General features: G+C 75.8%; 14 protein-coding genes. 4 read left to right on the top strand and 10 right to left on the bottom strand.

The window, feature by feature from the left end:
• Nucleotides 1-254 precede the first annotated feature (254 nt).
• Complete coding sequence (locus tag Sdia_RS06275) at nt 255-596, bottom strand: STAS domain-containing protein (RefSeq protein ID WP_003949660.1); 342 nt, start codon at nt 594-596, stop codon at nt 255-257.
• Between the two features lie 81 nt (nt 597-677).
• Here Sdia_RS06275 and Sdia_RS06270 point away from each other — a divergent pair, with 81 nt between their 5' ends.
• Entirely contained in the window at nt 678-3,200 is a 2,523-nt protein-coding gene (locus Sdia_RS06270) for a DEAD/DEAH box helicase (protein ID WP_189500450.1), read from the top strand.
• On the opposite strand, the gene Sdia_RS06265 is transcribed toward Sdia_RS06270, so the two are convergent.
• From Sdia_RS06265 to ssd, 7 genes are all read right to left on the bottom strand, one after another.
• A complete protein-coding gene (locus tag Sdia_RS06265; protein WP_371874236.1) occupies nt 3,163-3,576 on the bottom strand; it encodes an Rv3654c family TadE-like protein in 414 nt (137 codons plus the stop codon). The genes Sdia_RS06270 and Sdia_RS06265 overlap by 38 nt on opposite strands.
• Before the next feature lie 272 nt (nt 3,577-3,848).
• Nucleotides 3,849-4,370 (bottom strand): TadE family type IV pilus minor pilin, encoded by a 522-nt coding sequence (locus Sdia_RS30590; protein WP_308435941.1) that lies wholly within the window; start codon nt 4,368-4,370, stop codon nt 3,849-3,851.
• 124 nt (nt 4,371-4,494) lie between these two features.
• Nucleotides 4,495-5,085, bottom strand: a complete 591-nt coding sequence (locus tag Sdia_RS06255; protein WP_262417672.1) for a DUF4244 domain-containing protein — start codon at nt 5,083-5,085, stop codon at nt 4,495-4,497.
• A gap of 304 nt (nt 5,086-5,389) precedes the next feature.
• The gene (locus Sdia_RS29950; protein ID WP_229831570.1) at nt 5,390-6,217 is read right to left on the bottom strand and encodes a type II secretion system F family protein; all 828 of its coding nucleotides are present in this window, start codon (nt 6,215-6,217) and stop codon (nt 5,390-5,392) included.
• Nucleotides 6,214-7,071, bottom strand: coding sequence for a type II secretion system F family protein (locus Sdia_RS06245; RefSeq protein WP_189500451.1), 858 nt, complete (start codon nt 7,069-7,071; stop codon nt 6,214-6,216). The genes Sdia_RS29950 and Sdia_RS06245 overlap by 4 nt, the downstream gene beginning before the upstream one ends.
• A gap of 83 nt (nt 7,072-7,154) precedes the next feature.
• Nucleotides 7,155-8,324, bottom strand: coding sequence for a TadA family conjugal transfer-associated ATPase (locus Sdia_RS06240; protein ID WP_189500452.1), 1,170 nt, complete (start codon nt 8,322-8,324; stop codon nt 7,155-7,157).
• Nucleotides 8,321-9,481 carry a septum site-determining protein Ssd gene (ssd, locus tag Sdia_RS06235; RefSeq protein ID WP_371874228.1) on the bottom strand — a complete coding sequence of 387 codons (1,161 nt, stop codon included), beginning with the start codon at nt 9,479-9,481 and terminating at the stop codon, nt 8,321-8,323. Before ssd ends, Sdia_RS06240 begins: the two co-directional genes overlap by 4 nt.
• 1,308 nt (nt 9,482-10,789) lie before the next feature.
• Here ssd and Sdia_RS06230 point away from each other — a divergent pair.
• Nucleotides 10,790-11,629, top strand: coding sequence for an HAD family hydrolase (locus tag Sdia_RS06230; RefSeq protein ID WP_100455357.1), 840 nt, complete (start codon nt 10,790-10,792; stop codon nt 11,627-11,629).
• A gap of 334 nt (nt 11,630-11,963) precedes the next feature.
• Here the strand turns inward: Sdia_RS06230 and Sdia_RS06225 are convergent, their stop codons facing one another.
• Nucleotides 11,964-12,812, bottom strand: a complete 849-nt coding sequence (locus Sdia_RS06225) for a Fic family protein (protein WP_100455356.1) — start codon at nt 12,810-12,812, stop codon at nt 11,964-11,966.
• Between the two features lie 101 nt (nt 12,813-12,913).
• Between Sdia_RS06225 and Sdia_RS06220 the strand changes: the two genes are divergently transcribed.
• A complete protein-coding gene (locus tag Sdia_RS06220) occupies nt 12,914-13,900 on the top strand; it encodes an ATP-binding protein (protein ID WP_189500453.1) in 987 nt (328 codons plus the stop codon).
• Between the two features lie 90 nt (nt 13,901-13,990).
• On the opposite strand, the gene Sdia_RS06215 is transcribed toward Sdia_RS06220, so the two are convergent.
• On the bottom strand, nt 13,991-15,265 hold the full coding sequence (locus Sdia_RS06215) for a polysaccharide deacetylase family protein (protein ID WP_100455354.1): 1,275 nt from the start codon (nt 15,263-15,265) through the stop codon (nt 13,991-13,993).
• Nucleotides 15,266-16,771: 1,506 nt separating this feature from the next.
• Here Sdia_RS06215 and Sdia_RS06210 point away from each other — a divergent pair.
• Nucleotides 16,772-19,204 carry a SulP family inorganic anion transporter gene (locus Sdia_RS06210; RefSeq protein WP_189500454.1) on the top strand — a complete coding sequence of 811 codons (2,433 nt, stop codon included), beginning with the start codon at nt 16,772-16,774 and terminating at the stop codon, nt 19,202-19,204.
• Nucleotides 19,205-19,230: the final 26 nt, after the last annotated feature.

Below are 19,230 nucleotides of genomic sequence, written 5' to 3'. Positions count from 1 at the left end.
GGGAGAACCGGCTCACCGAAGTCCGGCGACTCCCGTTGCTGTGGGCCCGAGCCTGCCACGTGCCATGGGTACGGCCGACGGCGGGCGTGGCGAACCACGTCCGCGAGAAGCCGCGACCGGTCAGGAACGCGGACACGCCGGGCCGGCGCCCCGTACGCGACGCGCGAGCATCGGGCGGGCGGCGGGCGGTCGCGCGAACGGCCGCCCACCGACGGCAGCGTGCACCGGGACGGGCCCGGTGCACGCTCCGCGTCTCAGTCGGTGGCCGCGATGGCCTCGTCGACCGACTGGTGGATCGGGAAGACCTTGGTGAGCCCCGTGATCCGGAAGATCTTGAGGATGCGCTCCTGGTTGCAGACCAGGCGCAGGGAGCCCTCGTGGGCCCGCACACGCTTCAGTCCACCCACCAGCACACCGAGGCCGGTCGAGTCGAGGAAGTCGACGTTCTCCATGTCGACGACCAGATGGAAATTGCCGTCGTTCACCAGCTCGACCAGCTGCTCCCGCAGCTTGGGCGCGGTGTACACATCGATTTCGCCACCGACCTCGACAACCGTACGATCATCGACGGTGTGGGTCGACAGGGACAGGTCCACGGATCCTCCAGCACCTTGCTATCGAGCGGTCATCCCTCGGGACACCTCGGCTTGATCCCCCGGGACGGTTCGCCAGCCGCGTTGGCATTCAATCACTTACCAGCAGGCGTGCACGACGCCTTCACCTCATTGTCCGTCACGCCAGTGGCAGACTCGAAGGCGATGACCGAGTTCTCCCGGCCGAGCCGTCCCGATGGGGGCGGAGCTCCTCGCCCCACGCCTCGCACGGTCCTTGACCGCCTGGTGGCCTCCCGACAGGGCAGCGGCCACGGTTTCGCCGCGCCCGCCGAGGGGGCTCACGAAGGCGGCGGACCGGCCACGACGCCGGAATCCCGCATCACTCATACGGAGCACTTGCCCCCGCGAGCCGGACGTCATGCCGTCTGGCCGGACCGGATTCGTCCGCAGGTGATCGCGGCGGTCCAGAAGGCGGGCATCGCCGACCCGTGGGCGCACCAGGCGGCCGTCGCCGAGCACGCCCTCGACGGCCGGTCGGTGATCGTCGCCACCGGCACCGCCTCCGGCAAGTCCCTCGCCTACCTCGTCCCGGTCCTCTCCGGCCTGCTCGACGGCTCGGAGGCCCCCAACGGACGCGGCGCCACCGCCCTGTACCTCTCCCCCACCAAGGCGCTCGCCGCCGACCAGCTACGGGCCGTGAAGGAACTGGCGGCCCCGCTCGGCACGGCGGTCCGGCCCGCCGTCCACGACGGTGACACCCCGGTCGAGGAGCGCGAATGGATCCGCCAGTACGCCAACCTCGTCCTCACCAACCCCGACATGCTGCACCGAGGCATCCTGCCGTCGCATCCGCGCTGGTCCTCCTTCCTGCGCGCCCTGCGCTACGTCGTGGTCGACGAGAGCCACACGTACCGGGGCGTCTTCGGCTCGCACGTCGCCCAGGTGATCCGCCGCCTGCGCCGCCTGTGCGCCCGGTACGGCTCCGATCCCGTCTTCCTGCTCGCCTCGGCCACCGCGGCCGAGCCGGCGGTGGCCGCCGGACGGCTGACCGGGCTGCCGGTCAGCGCCGTGGACGACGACGCCTCGCCCCGGGGCGAGCTGGTCTTCGCCCTGTGGGAGCCGCCACTGACCGAGCACCACGGGGAGAACGGCGCTCCGGTACGCCGCACGGCGACCGCCGAGACCGCCGGCATCCTCACCGACCTCGCGGTCCAGTCGGTCCGCACCGTGGCCTTCGTCCGCTCGCGGCGCGGAGCGGAGCTGGTCGCGGTGATCGCCCAGGAGCGGCTGGCGGAGGTGGACCGCGCCCTCGCCCGCCGGGTCGCGGCGTACCGGGGCGGCTACCTCCCCGAGGAGCGCCGCGCCCTGGAGCGCGCCCTGCACTCCGGCGACCTCCTCGGCCTCGCCGCCACCACCGCCCTGGAGCTGGGCGTCGACGTCTCCGGCCTCGACGCGGTCCTGATCTGCGGTTATCCCGGTACGCGGGCCTCCCTGTGGCAGCAGGCGGGCCGTGCGGGGCGCTCCGGGCAGGGGGCGCTGGCCGTCATGGTGGCCCGCGACGACCCGCTGGACACCTATCTCGTCCACCACCCGGAGGCGATCTTCGACCAGCCGGTGGAGTCGACCGTGCTCGACCCCGACAACCCGTACGTCCTCGCGCCCCACCTGTGCGCCGCCGCCGCGGAGCTGCCGCTGACCGAGGAGGACCTGGCCCTGTTCGGTCCGGCCACCCGGGAGCTGCTGCCGCAGCTGGAGGCGGCCGAGCTGCTGCGCCGACGGACCCACGGGTGGCACTGGACGCGCCGTGACTCGGCCGCCGACCTGGCCGACATCCGGGGCGGCGGGGGCCGGCCCGTGCAGATCGTCGAGGCGGGCACCGGCCGGCTGCTGGGCACCGTGGACGCGGCCGCCGCCCACGGCTCGGTCCACCCCGGCGCCGTCCATCTCCACCAGGGCCGCACCTACCTGGTCCGCGACCTCGATCTGGAGGAGTCCGTCGCCCTGGTGGAGCAGGCCACGCCGTCCTACTCGACCACCGCCCGTGACACCACCGCCATCTCCGTGCTGGAGACGGACGCCGAGATCCCCTGGGGCGACGGACGGCTCTGCTACGGCTCGGCGGAGGTCACCAACCAGGTCGTCTCCTTCCTCCGCCGACGCCTGATCACCGGCGAGGTCCTCGGCGAGACCAAACTCGACCTGCCACCGCGCACCCTGCGCACCCGGGCCGTGTGGTGGACGGTCACCGAGGACCAGCTCGACGCGGCCAGGATCAACCCGGAGCAGCTCGGCGGCGCCCTGCACGCCGCCGAGCACGCCTCCATCGGCATGCTCCCGCTCTTCGCGACCTGCGACCGGCGCGACATCGGCGGCGTCTCCACACCACTGCACCCCGACACCCTCCTTCCCACGGTCTTCGTCTACGACGGCCACCCGGGCGGCGCCGGCTTCGCCGAACGGGCCTTCCACACCGCACGGGAGTGGCTCACCGCCACCCGCGAGGCCATCGCCGCCTGCGAGTGCGACGCGGGCTGCCCCTCCTGCATCCAGTCGCCCAAGTGCGGCAACGGCAACGAGCCGCTGCACAAACGGGCCGCCCTCCGGCTGCTCACGGTGCTCCTCCAGGGGGCCCCGCCCGCGCCCTGACACGGACCGCGAACGGCCCCGACCCGGCCTCGGCGGTCACGTCGGACACCTCGCCGCGCACCACGCACCGCACCACCTCGGCCCCCTGCGCGGCCGCCACCCGGCGGGCCCGGGCGCACGCGCCGGGCTCCCCCTCGGCCCAGTGGTCGGCCGCCGCGAGAGCGGCGAGATCGGCCACGCCTCCGGCCTGATGGCGTACGGCGACGGCGTGCCCCATCGTCAGCAGCCCGGCGAACACCGCGCAGAGCGCCGCCGAGGCCACCGCCGCCCAGACCGTGGCGGCGCCTCGGTCGGGGGTGGCGCCTCGGCCCGGGGTGGCGCCTCGTAGCCGGGCGCTCCCACCACCCGCGAGGACTGGGCGGCGGGCAGCCGGCAGAGGCCGGGACCGGTGGAGAGCCGGCCGGGGCGGTCCTGCGCGGCAGGAGCGCCGCGTGGCTTCGGGCGGGGGCGGACGCCCGGTCTCAGGATCGTGGGCTCTTTGTCGTGCCCGCTCCCGCCTCACCTCCGGTGGCCGACCGTCCCCTCGCGCCGGCCGGAACGAGCGTGCGGGCCGGAACAAGGCCGGGCGAGAGGTGGTCGTCCAGGGCGGCGGGGCGCCCAAGGGCCTGGAGCGCGTCGACTTTCGTGGCACGGGGGCAGGGCGGTCGTTCATCGGTCCGCTCCCTTGCCGCTGCCGCCGGTAACCCGCGCGTCCCAGGTCCGTGTGGTCTGCGAGGAGTTCGCGGCGGGACCGCCGTCGCCGCCCGCCTCGGCGTCCGGCCGGAGAGCTCCCTCCGCGCGCCCTTGCGCTCCGTCGGCGAGTCCGGCCCCGGCGGCCTCGCCGGCGCCCGGGGCGTCGACCGGGGCGTCCGCGCCCACCGTCTCCTCCGCCGACGCCACCGCCCTCGCGCGCAGACCGACCGTCAGCGCCCCGAGCCCCGGGGTGCGGGCCCGCACCTCGACCTGCACCAGGTCGCCGGTGCGGCCGACCGTCACGTCCGCTCCCTCGGGTGCCGCCTGGAGGGCGGTCTCGACGACCGCCTCGGGTGGGTCCTGCCGAGCCGCGGCTCGGGCACCGGCCCGCGCCGCGTCCACGCACTGGATGTGCGCGGCGACCGCCAGGAGGGCCCACAGCAGCGCCAGCAGGAACACCACCAGCGTCGGCAGCACGACCGCCGTCTCAGCGGTCACCGCCCCGCGCTGCCCGTCCCTGCGCGGACCGGTACCGGCCCGCCGGCAGCGGCGGCCCGGCGCCCGCCCTGCGGTGGCCGGGGCCCAGCGCCGCACGGGCCCGCGCCCCGGCCACTCCACCCCGTCAGAACGGCGCATCGAGTGCCTTCTCCACCGCCGACTGCAAGGCGGACGCCACCGCGCCCCCCGTCACGATCTTGTACAGCACCCCGGCGAAGGCCACCGCCGCCAGCAGGGCCATCGCGTACTCCGAGGTGGCCATCCCGGCGTCCCGGCGCGCCCTCTCCCGCGGTGGCCTCCGGTGCCGCCGAGCGCCCTCGCCCCCACGCGCCCCCGGCCCGCGCCCGGCCGCCCTCCGACGCCCGGGCCCGCCGGCCGACCGGCGCGAGCCGTCCCGGACGCGCACCCTGGGATCGTCCACGTCCGGCACGACCAGCAGCCGGACCGGTCGCTCCTGACCCCGGTCCCGCGTTCCGGAACCTTCACCGGCCCCCTCCCGGAGCCGGACCGCCTCCCGAGCGCGCAACCGCGCCAAAGCCCTACCCGGCACAGGTGCAGGCACAGACCGAGGCACAGGCACAGGCAGAGGTGCGGACGAAGGCACCGGATCTCCCGCCCCTCCCGAGGTCGGTGCCCCGGCCGCGACGTCACCCGCGCCCCGCCCGGCGGAGGAGGCGTCCTCGGCCGGTCGCCCCTCCCGCGCGTCCGTGGCCATGCGCCGGCCCGCGGTGACGACCGCTCCTTCCACGACCTCGTGCCGCCTCACTGCCCCCTCCGTCTCGCACCCGCTCGTCCCCGAACCGCACATCCCGGAACCGCTCATCTCCGCACTCCTCACGCCAGCACCCTCATTCCGCATCTCGAACGTCGAAACCGCTTCGCATCCCTCGGGCAGGAGCGGTCACCCCTGCCCTTCCACACCGCCGCCGGTCGCTCTCCCTGCGCCCGACGGCCGGTACGCCGGCCCGCCGGCCCTCGTCGGCGGCCCCCGGGCCCGGGAGGTGGCCCCGTCCCGCACGTCAGCCACCTCCGCCCAGCAACCCGCTCGCCAGGCCGATGACCACCGGGGCCACCCCCAGGGCGAGAAAGGCGGGCAGGAAGCAGAGCCCCACCGGCGCGGTCACCGCGACCGCCGCCCGCCGGGCCCGTTCGGTGGCCGCCCGGTTCCAGTCGGCCCGTGCCTCGGCGGCGAGCCGGGCCAGCGGTTCGGCGGCCGGTGCCCCGGAGGTGGCGGCGCGTTCCAGGCAGCGGGCCAGCGCCGAGGCACCGGGGACCTCGGCGACGTGGCGCCAGGCCGCCTCCGGGTCGCCACCGAGCCGGACATCGGCGGCGGCCCTGCCGAGACCCTCGCCCACGGGTCCACCGACCGAGGCGCCGACCGCGCGTGCCGCCTCCACCGGCTCCGCCCCTGCCGCCACGCAGGCCGCGACGAGATCGGCGGCAAGGGGCAGCCGCGCGTCCACCACCGAACGCCCCGCGCCGGGCCGCCACGCCGGAAAGCCTGGCGGCCGCCGCCCTCGGCCCGAGGAAGCCGCGGCGTCCCGCGCCGCGCCGTGCCGGGACGCCCAGCGCCGGACCCACCATCCGGCGGCACCGCCGGCGAGCGCCTCCGGGAGCCCGCCGCCCGTCAGCGCCACGAGGGCGACACCGGCCAGCACCCATGCCCAGGCGGCCCGGCCCGCCGCCCACGTCAGCACGGGCGACGGCGGACCGCTGGGCACCTGTCCGTGCAGCGCTCGCCACCGCGCCCGCGCGCAGCGGCGCGCTCTGAGCCACGCGCCCCAGCCCACCGGCGGCACCAGGACCCACAGCGCCGCCCCCAGCCTGTGGACAACTCCGGCGCTCACCGCGGCACCCCCGCCCGTCGCACGATCCCCAGCGCCCACCACAGCCCCGCCGACTCCAGTGCCGAGCCGAGCAGGAGGCAGGCCAGACCCGCCGGCGTGTGCAGCAGGACGCGCAGCGGGTCGGCTCCCATCGCCCAGCCCAGCGCCAGGCCGAGCAGCGGCAGCGCCGCCAGCATCAGCACCGTCGACCGGGCCCCGGCCAACTGCGCCGCCAGGTCGGCCGCCTGGTCGCGCTCGGCCCGCAGCGCCGCCGCCAGCTGTTCCGCACCCGCCGCCAGGCCCGCGCCCCGGTCGACCGCCACCTGCCAGCAGGCGGCCAGCCCGGACAACCCCTCGGCCCCCGGTTCCGCCGATGCCTCCCGCAGCGCCGCCGCCACGTCCCCGCCGAAGCGCGCGGCCGCCAGCACCCCGGCCTCGGCACCACCGAGCCCACGCGCCTCGCCGACCGCGTGCAGCAGGGCCGCCACGGGCTGACGCCCCGACCGCACCTCCAGCGCGAGCGCCCCGCAGAGCTCCCGCACCGCCTCGGCCCGCCGGTTCCGCGCCCTCGCCGCCGCCCGGGCCGCCAGCCTCCGCCGTACCAACGGCACCCCCGCGCCGCCGGCCAGCAGCGGCAGGACCGACTGACCCGCACCGGCCAGCACCGCGCCGGCCACCAGGCAGGCCCACTCGGGCCGGGCCCCGGCCCAGCGCCATGCCGCCTGCACCGTCCAGCGGCTGTCGACTCCCGCCGCGCCCGCGATCCGGGCCGCCCTGTGCCGCAGCCCCGCCCGGACGCGCACCCGCCGGACAGCCGGTTCCGCGCTCCAGAGCAGCCCGCTCACCACGGCCACACCGACCACGCCGACACTCATCGTTCCGCCTCCCGTCCGCTGCCCTGCCGTCACCACACGTGCTGAGGTCCGACGGCTCAGCCCCGCACCCGCCGCGCCCTCCCTCACCCCCCGCCTCCGCGCCCCAGCAGCGCCCGCAACCGCGGCCATCCCTCATCCCCGGCGAACCCGTCCACGCCCCAGCGCAGCGCCGGGACCGTCACCACCAGCCCCGCCGGGTCCCTGGCCAGGACGTGGATCTCGGCCAGCCTTCGTCTGCCGTCCGGGTCCCGTGCCAGGTGGAGCACGACCGACAAGGCGGCCGCGACCTGGCTGTGGAGCGCGGCGCGGTCCAGTCCGGCCGCCGTGCCCAGCGCCTCCAGCCGGGCCGGGACGTCGGCGGCGGCATTGGCGTGCACGGTCCCCGCGCCGCCCTGATGACCGGTGTTGAGGGCTGCCAGGAGGTGGAGGACCTCGGCGCCCCGGACCTCGCCGACCACCAGCCGGTCCGGACGCATCCGCAGCGCCTGGCGGACCAGGTCGTCCAGGGCCACGGCGCCACGGCCCTCCTGGTTGGCGGGCCGGGTCTCCAGGCGGACGACATGCGGGTGATCCGGGCGCAGTTCGGCCGAGTCCTCGGCCAGGACGATGCGTTCCGCCGGGCCGACCAGCCCGAGCAGGGCCGAGAGCAGCGTCGTCTTGCCGCTTCCGGTGCCCCCGCTGATGAGGAAGGAGAGCCGCGCTCCGACCAAGGCCGCCAGCAGGCGGTCTCCCCCGGGCGGCAAGGTGCCCGCTGCGACCAGTTCGGCGAGGGTGAACGCCTTGGGGCGGACGACCCGCAGGGAGAGGCAGGTGCAGCCGACGGCGACCGGGGGCAGCACGGCGTGCAGCCGGGTGCCGTCCGGAAGCCGGGCGTCCACCCACGGCCGGGCGTCGTCCAGCCGCCGCCCGGCCACGGCCGCCAGTCGCCGGGCCAGTCCGCGCACCGCCTCGGCGTCGGCGAACCGCACCCCGCTCAGCTCCAGCCCGCCACCCCGGTCGACCCACACCCGGTCCGGGGCGCAGACCAGGACGTCGGTGACCTCCGGGTCGGCGAGGAAAGGTTCGAGCGGGCCCGCCCCCGCGATCTCGGAGCGCAGCCGGGCCGCCGTCCGCAGCACTTCGGCGCCGCCCAGCATGCGGCCCTGTTCGCGCAGCGCCTGGGCGACCCGCGCCTCGGTGGGTTCCGCGCCCTCCTCGGCCAGGTGGCGCCGGACGGCGTCCAGCAGCCCGGCCTCGGCGACGACCGCGCTCATGCGGTGGCGCCCGAGGGTGTCGCGGTCCGGTTCCCGCCGAACGCGGACCGGAGCAGGCCGCCCCGGCCCGGCGTCGCCTCGCGGGCGTCCGCCTCCGGCGCGTCGTCCGGCACCGGGCCGGGGCCGGCGGCGCGGTCCCACAGTTCGCGGCAGAACCGCGCCAGCGGGCCGCGTGGCCCGCTGCCCGGCGGCGGGCCCGTCTCCTGGGCCTCGACGGCGGCCGGATCGTGCGGCAGCACCCCGGCGAGGGGGAGGCCGAGCAGTCCGGCCACCGAGCCGGAGGCCAGCCCGTGGCCGGGCACACCGGGCGCGCCCGCGGGCCGGACGACGACGCGCAGGTCCCGCACCTCGGGGATGAGCACCGCGGCCATGCGCCGGGCGGCCGCCACGGCGCGCAACTCCGCCGGTACGACGAGCAGCGCCAGGTCGAGCTGGGCCAGCGCCTCGGCCACCTCCCCGCCGGCCCGGCGCGGCAGGTCCACGACGACCGTGCCACCGCCTCGCCGGGCCGCACCGAGCACCGCGCGTACCGCCTGCGGGGCGACGGCGGCCGTGTCGCTCCGGTCCCAGCTGAGCAGCCGCAGTCCGTGCACCTCCGGCAGCGCCTCCTCCAGCGCTCGGCGGGCCACCCGGCCCCGGGACCGGGCGAACGCCGGCCAGCGCAGGCCCTCGGCCTGTTCACCGCCGAGCAGCACGTCGAGTCCGCCGCCCAGCGGGTCGGCGTCGACGAGGACGGTGCGGCTGCCCCCGGCCGCCGCCGTCACGGCCAGCGCGCAGGCGAGCGTCGACGCCCCCGCGCCGCCGCGCCCGCCGACGACCCCCACGGTGCGGGCGCTGCGACCGGCCCCCTCCACCACGTCGGCGATCCGGTCCACCAGCCACGCCTCCGCCTCGGGCAGCCGCAGCACGTGCTCGGCGCCGACCCGCACGGCCCACTGCCAGACGGCCGGCTCCCACCGGTCCCGCCCGACGAGGAGCACGCCCTGTCGCCGGGGCGCCGCGTCCACCCGCGCCGCCGCGTCGTCCCCGATCAGCACCAGCGGCGCGGCCTCCCATTCGCCGCGCCGCTCCGGCAGCGTGTGCAGGACGAGCGGCCGGGCCCCGGCGGCGGCGCACAGCCGCAGCAGATCGTCCAGCAGCCCGGGGTCCTCGGTCACGATCAGCGGCCCCGTCCCCCCGTCCGGCGCGCCACCGGGCGCCGCGGCTCCCCCTCCCCGGTCACCCGAACCCCACCCGGGACGGGGCACTCCACCGGGGCCACCCGGACGAGCGCGCCCCGGCCCGCCACGCACGCCCCCGCCGGCCTCCCCGTGAGCCCCCGCACCCGCACGCATCCCCGACCCCGTCTCCCGTCCCACGCCTTCGCCCTCTCCTCGTCGGCCGGTCATCGCCACGCCGCTTCCTCCTCGTCCTCTCGTCCCGCCGTCGCGGCCCTGTCCCGCACACCGCCTGCCTGGCCTTCTCCGCGCGCACGACTCAGCGCGTAGCGGGCCCGGCCACCACGAGCACCGCGCCCGCGGCCCACCCGGCCCGTGCCGCACCTGCCGGTTCGCGCCAAGCACCGGACCGTCGCCCTCAAGCCACCGCCCTCACACGCCCCGTTGCTCCCCCGCTCCCTGTCATGGCGCCCTCGCCCTTCCTCGCTCGTCCTCGTCCGTCCGTCGCCGTGCAGCGGGACGCGCGTCCACCGCGCCGCGCACCGCGGGCCGTGCCCGGGTGTTCGCTCACGCGCACTCCGTACCGGTGGTCCGCTTCCGGCCACGGGCTGCTCGACCGGGCCTCGCTCTCCGCCGGGAAGCCGACGGAAACGCCGGCGCCCCGTGGCCGAAAGCCGACGCCCCCAGGCCCGTTCGCCGGGAACTCGACCCGTCGCCGACACAAAGTCGGGGCGAAGTCGCGAGAACTCGCGTCCGAACTCCGGTCACGGCATTCACCTTGCAGAAGCCTGGGAAATGATGTGGATCTTGGTCGAAAACCGTGGACTACTCGGAGGTTGTGAATAACTCCGTCACCCGGACGAGAACCGCCCGCCGGGAACTCCCGGAGAACTGCCGAAGAGCGGCATCCCGATCTCCATGAACATGGCGGAAGAACTCCTCAACCGCGCACCCTCGCCGGTAGAGGCGGGACGGGAGGAGACAAGAGTGACGAACCCGAGCATGTCGTCCGCACGCCGGCGCCCTGACGGTGCGTAATCGAACGCCAGACAGGACGGGCATATGCCGAAGGCGCCTCGCGCGGCTCGCGCAAGACGCCTTCGGTGGGTCCGGGCCCGTCAGACGCGCCCGGACATGCGACGACCCCCGCCGGGGGGGAGAGCGGGGGTCGTCCCCACGGCCGACTCGGGGGGGGAGGAGCCGGACCGGGGTAGCACGGTCGCGAACGATCCGTGACGTCCATGGTGTACCCGACGGCCTTCTCAGGCAAACCCACGCGCCACACCTTACGCCGAATGGTGGGCGCCTATGCTCGACCCCGTGGAAAACCGCTCCCTGCCCCGCACCGCAGCCTTCTTCGACCTGGACAAGACGGTCATTGCGAAGTCGAGCACACTCACCTTCAGCAAGTCCTTCTACCAAGGCGGCCTCATCAACCGCCGCGCCGTACTGCGCACCGCGTACACACAGTTCGTCTTCCTCGCGGGCGGCGCCGACCACGATCAGATGGAGCGCATGCGCGCCTACCTGTCGGCGCTCTGCCGTGGCTGGAATGTGCGGCAGGTGAAGGAGATCGTCGCGGAGACGCTGCACGATCTGATCGACCCGATCATCTACGACGAGGCCGCCTCCCTGATCGAGGAGCACCACGCCGCCGGACGGGACGTGGTGATCGTCTCCACCTCGGGCGCCGAGGTGGTCGAGCCCATCGGCGAACTCCTCGGCGCCGACCGCGTGGTGGCCACCCGCATGGTGGTGGGTGAGGACGGCTGCTACACCGGCGACATCGCGTACTACGCCTACGGCCCGACCAAGGCCGAGGCGGTGCGCGAGCTGGCCGAGAGCGAGGGGTACGACCTGGCGCGCTGCTACGCGTACAGCGACTCGGCCACCGACCTGCCCATGCTGGAGGCGGTCGGCCACCCGCACGCGGTCAATCCCGACCGGGCGCTCCGCAAGGAGGCGGTGTCCCGGGAGTGGCCGGTTCTCGACTTCCACCGGCCGGTCCGCCTCAAGCAGCGCCTCCCCTCCCTCTCCCGCGCCCCGCGGCCGGCCCTGGTCGCCGCGGCGGCGGTGGGCGCGGCAGCCGTCACGGCCGGGATCGTCTGGCTGACCGCCCGCTCGCGGCGGGGTCCGGCCGCCGCCTGAGGCACGGGCGAGGGCGGCCGCCGGAAGGGAGCGGCCGCTCCGCTTCCGCTTCGGCGGTGGAAGGAGTACAAAGGAATCACGGCCCGCGAGACCAGGGACATCCGAGAGGATGACCTTTCACGCAGTAAGGCCCCACGGACCGCACAGGACCGCCGAGTACCCACGCCACGCATGACCCGACGAATCGGGTGAGCCGTTCCGGGCACCGGGCGAAGACTCCGGCCGGGCGGCCATCAGCGAGGGACGCTTGGTAACCCGACGGCCCTGCGGAGCAGCGGTACGCGTACGCGTACCGCTGCTTCTTCGTCCGCCGCGCGTGCCGCCCGTGGGCCGTTCAGGCGGCGCCGCGCTGGAGCGCCTCGCAGACGGCGGTGGACTCGCGGGCGCCCAGTTCGAGGGCCTTGCCGCAGTGGGTGATCCAGGCGGCCATCCCCTCCGGCGTGCCGGAGACGTAGCCGTCGAGGGCGGCGACGTAGGCGGCCCGGCCCAGTTCCGCGTGGCCGACCTCGGCGGGGCAGATCGACTTCGGGTCGAGGCCGCTGCCGACCAGCACGATACGTTCGGCGGCGCGCGCGATCAGGCCGTTGTGCGAGGTGAAGGGGCGCAGCGCAAGCAGTTCACCGTGCACGACGGCGGCGGTGACCAGTGCGGGGGCCGCGGAGCCGGCGAGAAGCAGCGAACTGAGCCCGTCGAGACGTCCGGCGACCTCGTCCGCGTCGGGCTCGACCAGCTCGATCAGCGGCTCGTCGGCGCGCTCGCCCGCCTTGCGCGGGCGGCCGACGGCCTCATCGCTGTCGGCGGCGGCGACGAGGTGGAGGCGGGCGAGGACACGCAGCGGCGACTGGCGCCAGATGGACAGGAGCTGGCCCGCCTCGGCGGTCAGCCGCAGCGCCGCGCCGACCGTCCGGTCCTCGCCGAGGCTGAAGTCGCTGCGGCGGCGCAGCTCCTCCAGAGCCCAGTCGGCGCCCGCGAGAGCGGCGGAGGCACGGGCTCCGCGCAGCGCCGCCTCGGAGGTGATCTCCGTGCTGCGGCGCCGCATGACGCGGTGACCGTAGACGCGGTCGACGGACTTGCGCACGGATTCCACGGCTTCGGGCACCCCGGGCAGCTCGCCGAGGGCGACCAGGGGATCGGCCGGTCCTCCGGCGGGCGAGGGGCCTGCGGACGCACCTGACGTACTCATGGGTACGACAGTACGCAACGCTCGTCGCCGCCCCACGATGGAGTGGTCTTCTTCACGCCGGTTCGCCACGCACCGCACCCGGCGCACTACGCTACGTGAACATGAAGATCGCTTTCGTCGGGAAGGGCGGCAGCGGCAAGACCACGCTGTCCTCCCTGTTCATCCGCCACCTGGCCACCACCCGCGCGCCCGTCGTCGCCGTGGACGCCGACATCAACCAGCACCTCGGTCCCGCCCTCGGCCTGACCGACGCGGAGGCCGCCGCGCTGCCCCCGATGGGCGGCCATCTGCCGCTCATCAAGGAGTACCTGCGCGGCGACAACCCCCGCATCGCCTCCGCGGACACCATGATCAAGACCACCCCGCCCGGCCGCGGCTCCCGCCTGCTGCGGGTGGACGAGGAGAACCCGGTCTACGCGGCCTGCGCCCGGCCGGTGCGCCTGGACGGCGGCGAGGTGCGGCTGATGGCGACCGGGCCGTTCACCGAGTCGGACCTCGGGGTGGCCTGCTACCACTCCAAGGTCGGCGCGGTGGAGCTCTGCCTCAACCACCTGGTCGACGGTGCCGGCGAGTACGTCGTGGTGGACATGACGGCGGGGTCGGACTCGTTCGCCTCGGGCATGTTCACCCGCTTCGACATGACGTTCCTGGTCGCGGAGCCGACCCGCAAGGGCGTGTCGGTCTACCGCCAGTACCGCGAGTACGCCCGGGACTACGGCGTCGCCCTGCGCGTGGTCGGCAACAAGGTGCAGGGCCGCGACGACCTGGAGTTCCTCCGCGACGAGGTGGGCGAGGACCTGCTGGTGACGGTGGGCCACTCGGAGTGGGTCCGCGCGATGGAGAAGGGGCGTCCGCCGCACTTCGGCGCGCTGGAGGCGGAGAACCGGGCCGCGCTGGAGACCCTGCTGGCCACCGCGGACGCGGCGTACGGCCGGCGCGACTGGGAGCGCTACACCCGGCAGATGGTCCACTTCCACCGGAAGAACGCCGAGAGCTGGGGGAACGAGCGGACCGGGGCCGACCTCGCCGCGCAGATCGACCCGGAGTTCACCCTCGACGAGAACGCCCTCCTCGCCCTGCCGGGCTGACCGGCGCGCGGCCCGGTCGCGCACGCCCGGCGGTCCCCGGCCGTACGCGACGGCCGGGGACCGCCGGTGTGCCCTCGGGCACCGGCCCGGCTACGCGCCCTCGGCCCGCTCCTTGCCCGAACCACCGGACTCGGCGGACCCGGCCGGGGTCTTCGCCGGGAACTTCTCCCATCCCCCCTCGGGGGCCTTGCCGACCTTCAGGTCGCGGAGCTGGGCGAGGACCTTCGGGTCCTGGGCGTCCAGCCACTCGACGAGCTGGCGGAACGACACGCAGCGGGTCTCGGGCTTGTTGCAGACGTGCTCGATCGTCTCCTCGATGGCGCGCATGTAGGTGCCGCCGTTCCAGGACTCGAAGTGGTTGCCGATGATCAGCGGCGCGCGGTTGCCCCGGTGGGCCCGGTCGTACGCCTGGATGAGGCCGTCGCGGAGCTGGTCACCCCAGGCCTCGTGCATGGCCGGGTCGCCCTGGGTGGTGGTCCCGGACTGGTTGACCATGAAGTTGTAGTCCATGGAGAGCGTCTCGAACTCGCGCCCGGGCAGCGGAACGAGCTGGAGGGGGATGTCCCAGAGCCCCTTCTTCCTGCCGGGCCAGACCTGGTTGCCGATGCCGCTGGAGTCGTAGCGGAAGCCGAGGTCGGCGGCGGCGCTGACGAAGTTCTCCTGGCCCTCCAGGCAGGGGGTGCGGGCGCCGATCAGCTCCTTGTCGTAGTCGAAGGGGAGCGGTTCGGCGTCCTTGAGGCCGCTGTGCGACTTCCAGGTCTTGACGAAGCTCTTGGCCTGGGCGATCTCGCTCTTCCACTCGGCCACGGACCAGGTGCCGACGCCGCCCTCGGGGCCGCAGAAGTGTCCGTTGAAGTGGGTGCCGATCTCGTTGCCGTCCAGCCACGCGCCACGGACCTCGCGGACGGTGTCGGCGATGCCCTCGGTGTCGTTGAAGCCGATGTCGGAGCGGCCCGGGCCGTGCTGCGGCGCCTGGTACTTGTCCTTCAGCTCCTCCGGCAGCAGGTACACGCCGCTGAGGAAGTAGGTCATGGTCGCGTTGTTGGCCTTGCCGACCTCGCGGAAGTGCGAGAACAGCTTCTGGCTGTCCTCGCCGGCGCCGTCCCAGGAGAAGACGACGAACTGCGGCGGCTTCTGGCCGGGCTTGAGCCGCTGGGGGCGCGGCTGGTGCGGCTGGACGCCGGTGTGGGCGGTGGAGCCGTCGCCGATGAGGCGTACGGCGTTGTCGGGGGCCGGGGCGGGGGTCGCCTTGCTGCCGGGCTCCTGCCCGGCGCCGGTGCCGCGCTCCGTACCGCAGCCCGCCAGGCCCGCGGCGCAGACCGCTGCGGTGACGACGCCGACGGTGATCCTCCTGGTGGCGGCCATCTCGGCACACCTCTTCCTTGGGTCGGGGGTCTCCGGCTCGCCCGCGCTCGTCCGGTCGCGCCGCCGAGGGCGCCGCCCCCGGGGCCGCCGGGACCTCCAGGCCCAGCCGCATGCGCCGTCAAGGTCGCACGGGCGGGTTCCGGCCCAGCCATGACAAGGCCGCATATAAGCCCACTATTCGCTCGCGCGAGTGAACAGCTGACCCATTCACGCCTCTCGCCCCACCTCTCCCTTTACTCTGCATTACGGTCCGTTTACCCAGAGTTGGAAGTGGGGGCGGGTCCCGGCGTCGTCGCCCGCACCGCGACACCGTCCCCGGTACGGCTGCCCCGCCTCCGTCACCCCTGCCCCGTCCGGCGTCGGCCCGCTCCCGGCCGGGAGCTCGGGTCACGGTCCGGCGGCCGGAGGCGGAGCGGTCCTCGGTGGTCCGCTGCTCGGCACCGCCCACCTCGCGCCCGGGTGGGGCCGCGAGGTGGGCGGGGGCCGTCACAGGGGTTCTCCCTCCGGCCGGGTCGCCCGGCGGCGGCACCAGGGGGCACCGAGGCCGGCTCCGGCTCCCGTCGAAGAACGGGCGCCTCAGCACCGGGTCGGCAGTCCGTACCCGGCACCACCGCAGGGCATGGGGGAGGGGCGCACGAGCGGCCCGGGGGCCGCCGACCCGGGCACCCGTGTCCCGCTCTCGGCAGGCGCCGTCCGGCGAGGGCGGAACCCGGCGCCGGCGGGGCACGGCGGGCGGGCGGGCGGGTGTGGAGGAACGAGGCGATGGCCCGGACGGAGCGACAGCGGGGCCGGCCACGACGGCTCCCCCACCGCCGAGCCACGCCGCCGCCCACGCACGGCAGCACGCAGGCACCACGGCAGGACGCAAGCACCACGGCAGGAGTCGATGACAGGAGCACGGACGGTGCCAGCGACAGATGAGTGACCAGGACCGGTACGCCAGGGGACCCGCGCCCCCGCCGGCCCGCCGCCCGCCACCGGGCCCGGCCCCGCCCCGCGGCGCCGCCAAGCCCCACGGCACGGTCCCGGCCACAGAGCCCGGCCCCGGCCGCACGGCCGCCGGAGGGCTCGGCCCCGTTCCGCAGCCTGCTCGCTCCCCCGGGTGCCCGGCACCGGCCCCCGGGTGCCCGGCACGGAGACCGGCACCGAGGGTCCCGGCCCCCGCCGCACGCGAGGCCCCACGCCTCACGGGCGGCGGAGCCCCGCCGCACGCGCCGCCGCACCCGCCACCGCACCCGGAGCCACGCGCCGACGGCCCGGCCACACCCCGCGCGCCGGCCGACAAGAACCCGGTCGCGCCGCACCGCACCCGTGCCCGAGCACGCGGCCCTCCCCGAGGGCACCGCGCCCCACCGGGCTGCGCGAAGCCACCCCCGGGCGCGGGCACCCTCCGCGCCCTCCTCGACCTCACCCCGCGGCGGACCACTACGCCCCGCACGCCCGCACGACGCGTGCTCGGTGCCGACGCCGGCGCCTCGTGAGGGAACCACTACGAAAGGACGGTCCATGGCCGCCTCCCCCGCCACCATCAACCCCCACGACACGGCGGATCTGTCGCCGCCGTCCCGGGAGCAGGAGCCGCACGGGCCGCCGGGCGGCGCCCGGTTCCGCGTCAGCGGCGCCGATCTCTCCGCCTCCCTCGCGGTCTTCCTGATCTCCCTGCCGCTCTCGCTCGGCATCGCGCTGGCCACCGGCGCCCCGCTCCAGGCCGGGCTGGTCGCCGCCGCCTGCGGCGGGCTGGTCGCCGGTCGGATCGGCGGCTCCCCGCTCCAGGTCAGCGGGCCCGCCGCCGGGCTCACCGTGGTCACCGCCGACCTCATCGTCCAGTACGGCTGGCGGACCACCTGCGCCATCACCGTGCTCGCCGGGTTCGCCCAGATCGGCCTCGCCGCACTGCGGGTCGCCCGCTCCGCGCTCGCCGTCAGCCCCGCCATCGTCCACGGCATGCTGGCCGGTATCGGCATCACCATCGCCGTCGCCCAGGCGCACATCGTGCTCGGGGGCACCCCCGCCAGCTCGGTCGTCGACAACCTCCTCGCCCTGCCGGCCCAGCTGGCCTCGGTGCGGCCCGAAGCCGTCCTGGTCAGCGCGCTCACCCTGGGCCTGCTGCTGGTCTGGCCGCGGCTGCCCGGCCGGGGCGCGCGGCTCGCCGGTCTTCTCCCCGCCCCGCTGGTCGCGGTCGCCGGGGCCACCGCCGCCGCGCAGCTCGCGGGTGTGCGGCTGCCCCGGGTCGACCTGCCGTCGTGGAGCAGCCACGCCCTGGCCGGGTTCCCGACCGGGCCGGTGACCGGGCTGGTCACCGCCGTGGTCGCCGTCACCCTGGTGACCAGCGTGCAGTCGCTGCTCGGCGCGGTCGCCGTGGACAAGCTGATCAGCGCCCGGGACGACGACACCCCCGTCCCCCGCTCCGACCTGGACCGCGAACTGGTGGGGCAGGGCACGGCCAACATCGTCTCCGGCGCCCTGGGCGGCCTGCCCGTCTCCGGCGTCGCCGTCCGCAGTTCGGCCAATGTCGCCGCCGGGGCGGTCAGCCGCGCCTCCACCATGCTGCACGGCCTCTGGGTGATCGTCGCCGCCCTGCTGCTCGTCCCCGTGCTGGACCTGATCCCGCTGGCGGCACTCGCCTCCCTGGTGGCGGCGGTCGGCGTGCGCATGGTGAGCCTGAACCACATCCGGACCGTGACCCGGCACCGCGAGACCGCCGTCTACCTCGTGACGACGCTCGGTGTGGTCCTCCTCGGCGTGCTGGAGGGCGTCGCCCTCGGCATCGCCGTCGCCGTCGCCGTCGCCCTGCACCGGCTGACCCGCACCCGCATCACGCACCGGGAGGCGGACGGCGTCCACCACGTCCGGGTGCGCGGCCAGTTGACCTTCCTCGCGGTGCCCCGGCTCACCCGCGCCCTGCACCAGGTGCCGCGCGGCAGCCGGGCCGTGGTGGAACTCGACGGCTCGTTCCTGGACCACGCCGCCCACGAGGCGCTCCAGGACTGGCAGGCCACCCACACCGCGCGGGGCGGCGAGGCCGAGGTGACCGGCCGCGCGGGGACCCCGGTCGCCGCGCCCGCCTCCCCCACCCACTCCTGCTGCCGCCCATGGGCCCCGTGGCGCGACCACCGTTGCGGGGAGCCCGCCGCCTCCGTCCTGCCCGGACACCGCCCGGAGCCGGTCCGCGTCCGCGAACTGGCCGACGGCCTCGGCGCCTTCCAGCGGGACACCGCGCCCCATGTGCGGGAAGAACTGGCGAGGCTCGCCCGCGAGGGGCAGCGGCCCGCCCACCTCTTCCTGACCTGCTCCGACTCGCGACTGGTCACGAGCATGATCACCGCCAGCGGCCCCGGCGACCTCTTCACCGTCCGGAACGTGGGCAATCTGGTGCCGGTCCCGGGCACCGAGGCCGGTGACGACTCGGTGGCGGCGGCCATCGAGTACGCCGTCGACGTCCTGGAGGTCGGCTCGATCACCGTCTGCGGCCACTCCGGCTGCGGCGCGATGCAGGCGCTGCTCAACGCTCCCCCGGCCGAGGGCGAACCGGTGACGCCGCTCGGCCGCTGGCTGCGGCACGGCCTGCCCAGCCTGGACCGGATGGCCGCCGAGGGCGGTACGTGGGCCATGCTCGAAGGCCGGCCCCCCGCCGACGCCGCCGAACGGCTCTGCCTGGCCAACGTCGTCCAGCAGCTGGAGCACCTGCGGGCGCACGAGGCCGTCGCCCGCCGCCTGGCCGAGGGCGGGCTCCAGCTCCAGGGCATGTACTTCCACGTCGGGGAGGCGCAGGCGTACCTGCTCTCCCCCTCGCTGGATCTCTTCGACCGGGTCGTCGCCTCCCCCGCGCCGGGCGGCCCGGACGCGGCGCCGGCCACCGACGTGCCCCTGGCCGGCGCATCCGCCGCCGGCGCCGCACCGCCGGACACCTCCGGAAGGGTGGCGGACGCGGCGCGCTGAGCCGGTGGGGCCGGGGCCGCCCGGGT

The organism is Streptomyces diastaticus subsp. diastaticus, assembly GCF_011170125.1.
Taxonomy (GTDB): Bacteria; Actinomycetota; Actinomycetes; order Streptomycetales; family Streptomycetaceae; genus Streptomyces; species Streptomyces diastaticus.
Note: the sequence above shows the minus strand (reverse complement) of the source record. Positions and strands in the feature narration are given on the sequence as shown.

Coding starts and splice junctions, on each gene's coding strand:
- Sdia_RS06215 (WP_100455354.1), bottom strand. CDS start 15,265: ATGGCCGCCACCAGGAGGATCACCGTCGGCGTCGTCACCGCAGCGGTC.
- Sdia_RS06255 (WP_262417672.1), bottom strand. CDS start 5,085: ATGGCCACGGACGCGCGGGAGGGGCGACCGGCCGAGGACGCCTCCTCC.
- Sdia_RS06230 (WP_100455357.1), top strand. CDS start 10,790: ATGCTCGACCCCGTGGAAAACCGCTCCCTGCCCCGCACCGCAGCCTTC.
- Sdia_RS06220 (WP_189500453.1), top strand. CDS start 12,914: ATGAAGATCGCTTTCGTCGGGAAGGGCGGCAGCGGCAAGACCACGCTG.
- Sdia_RS06225 (WP_100455356.1), bottom strand. CDS start 12,812: ATGAGTACGTCAGGTGCGTCCGCAGGCCCCTCGCCCGCCGGAGGACCG.
- Sdia_RS06245 (WP_189500451.1), bottom strand. CDS start 7,071: ATGAGTGTCGGCGTGGTCGGTGTGGCCGTGGTGAGCGGGCTGCTCTGG.
- Sdia_RS06240 (WP_189500452.1), bottom strand. CDS start 8,324: ATGAGCGCGGTCGTCGCCGAGGCCGGGCTGCTGGACGCCGTCCGGCGC.
- Sdia_RS06210 (WP_189500454.1), top strand. CDS start 16,772: ATGGCCGCCTCCCCCGCCACCATCAACCCCCACGACACGGCGGATCTG.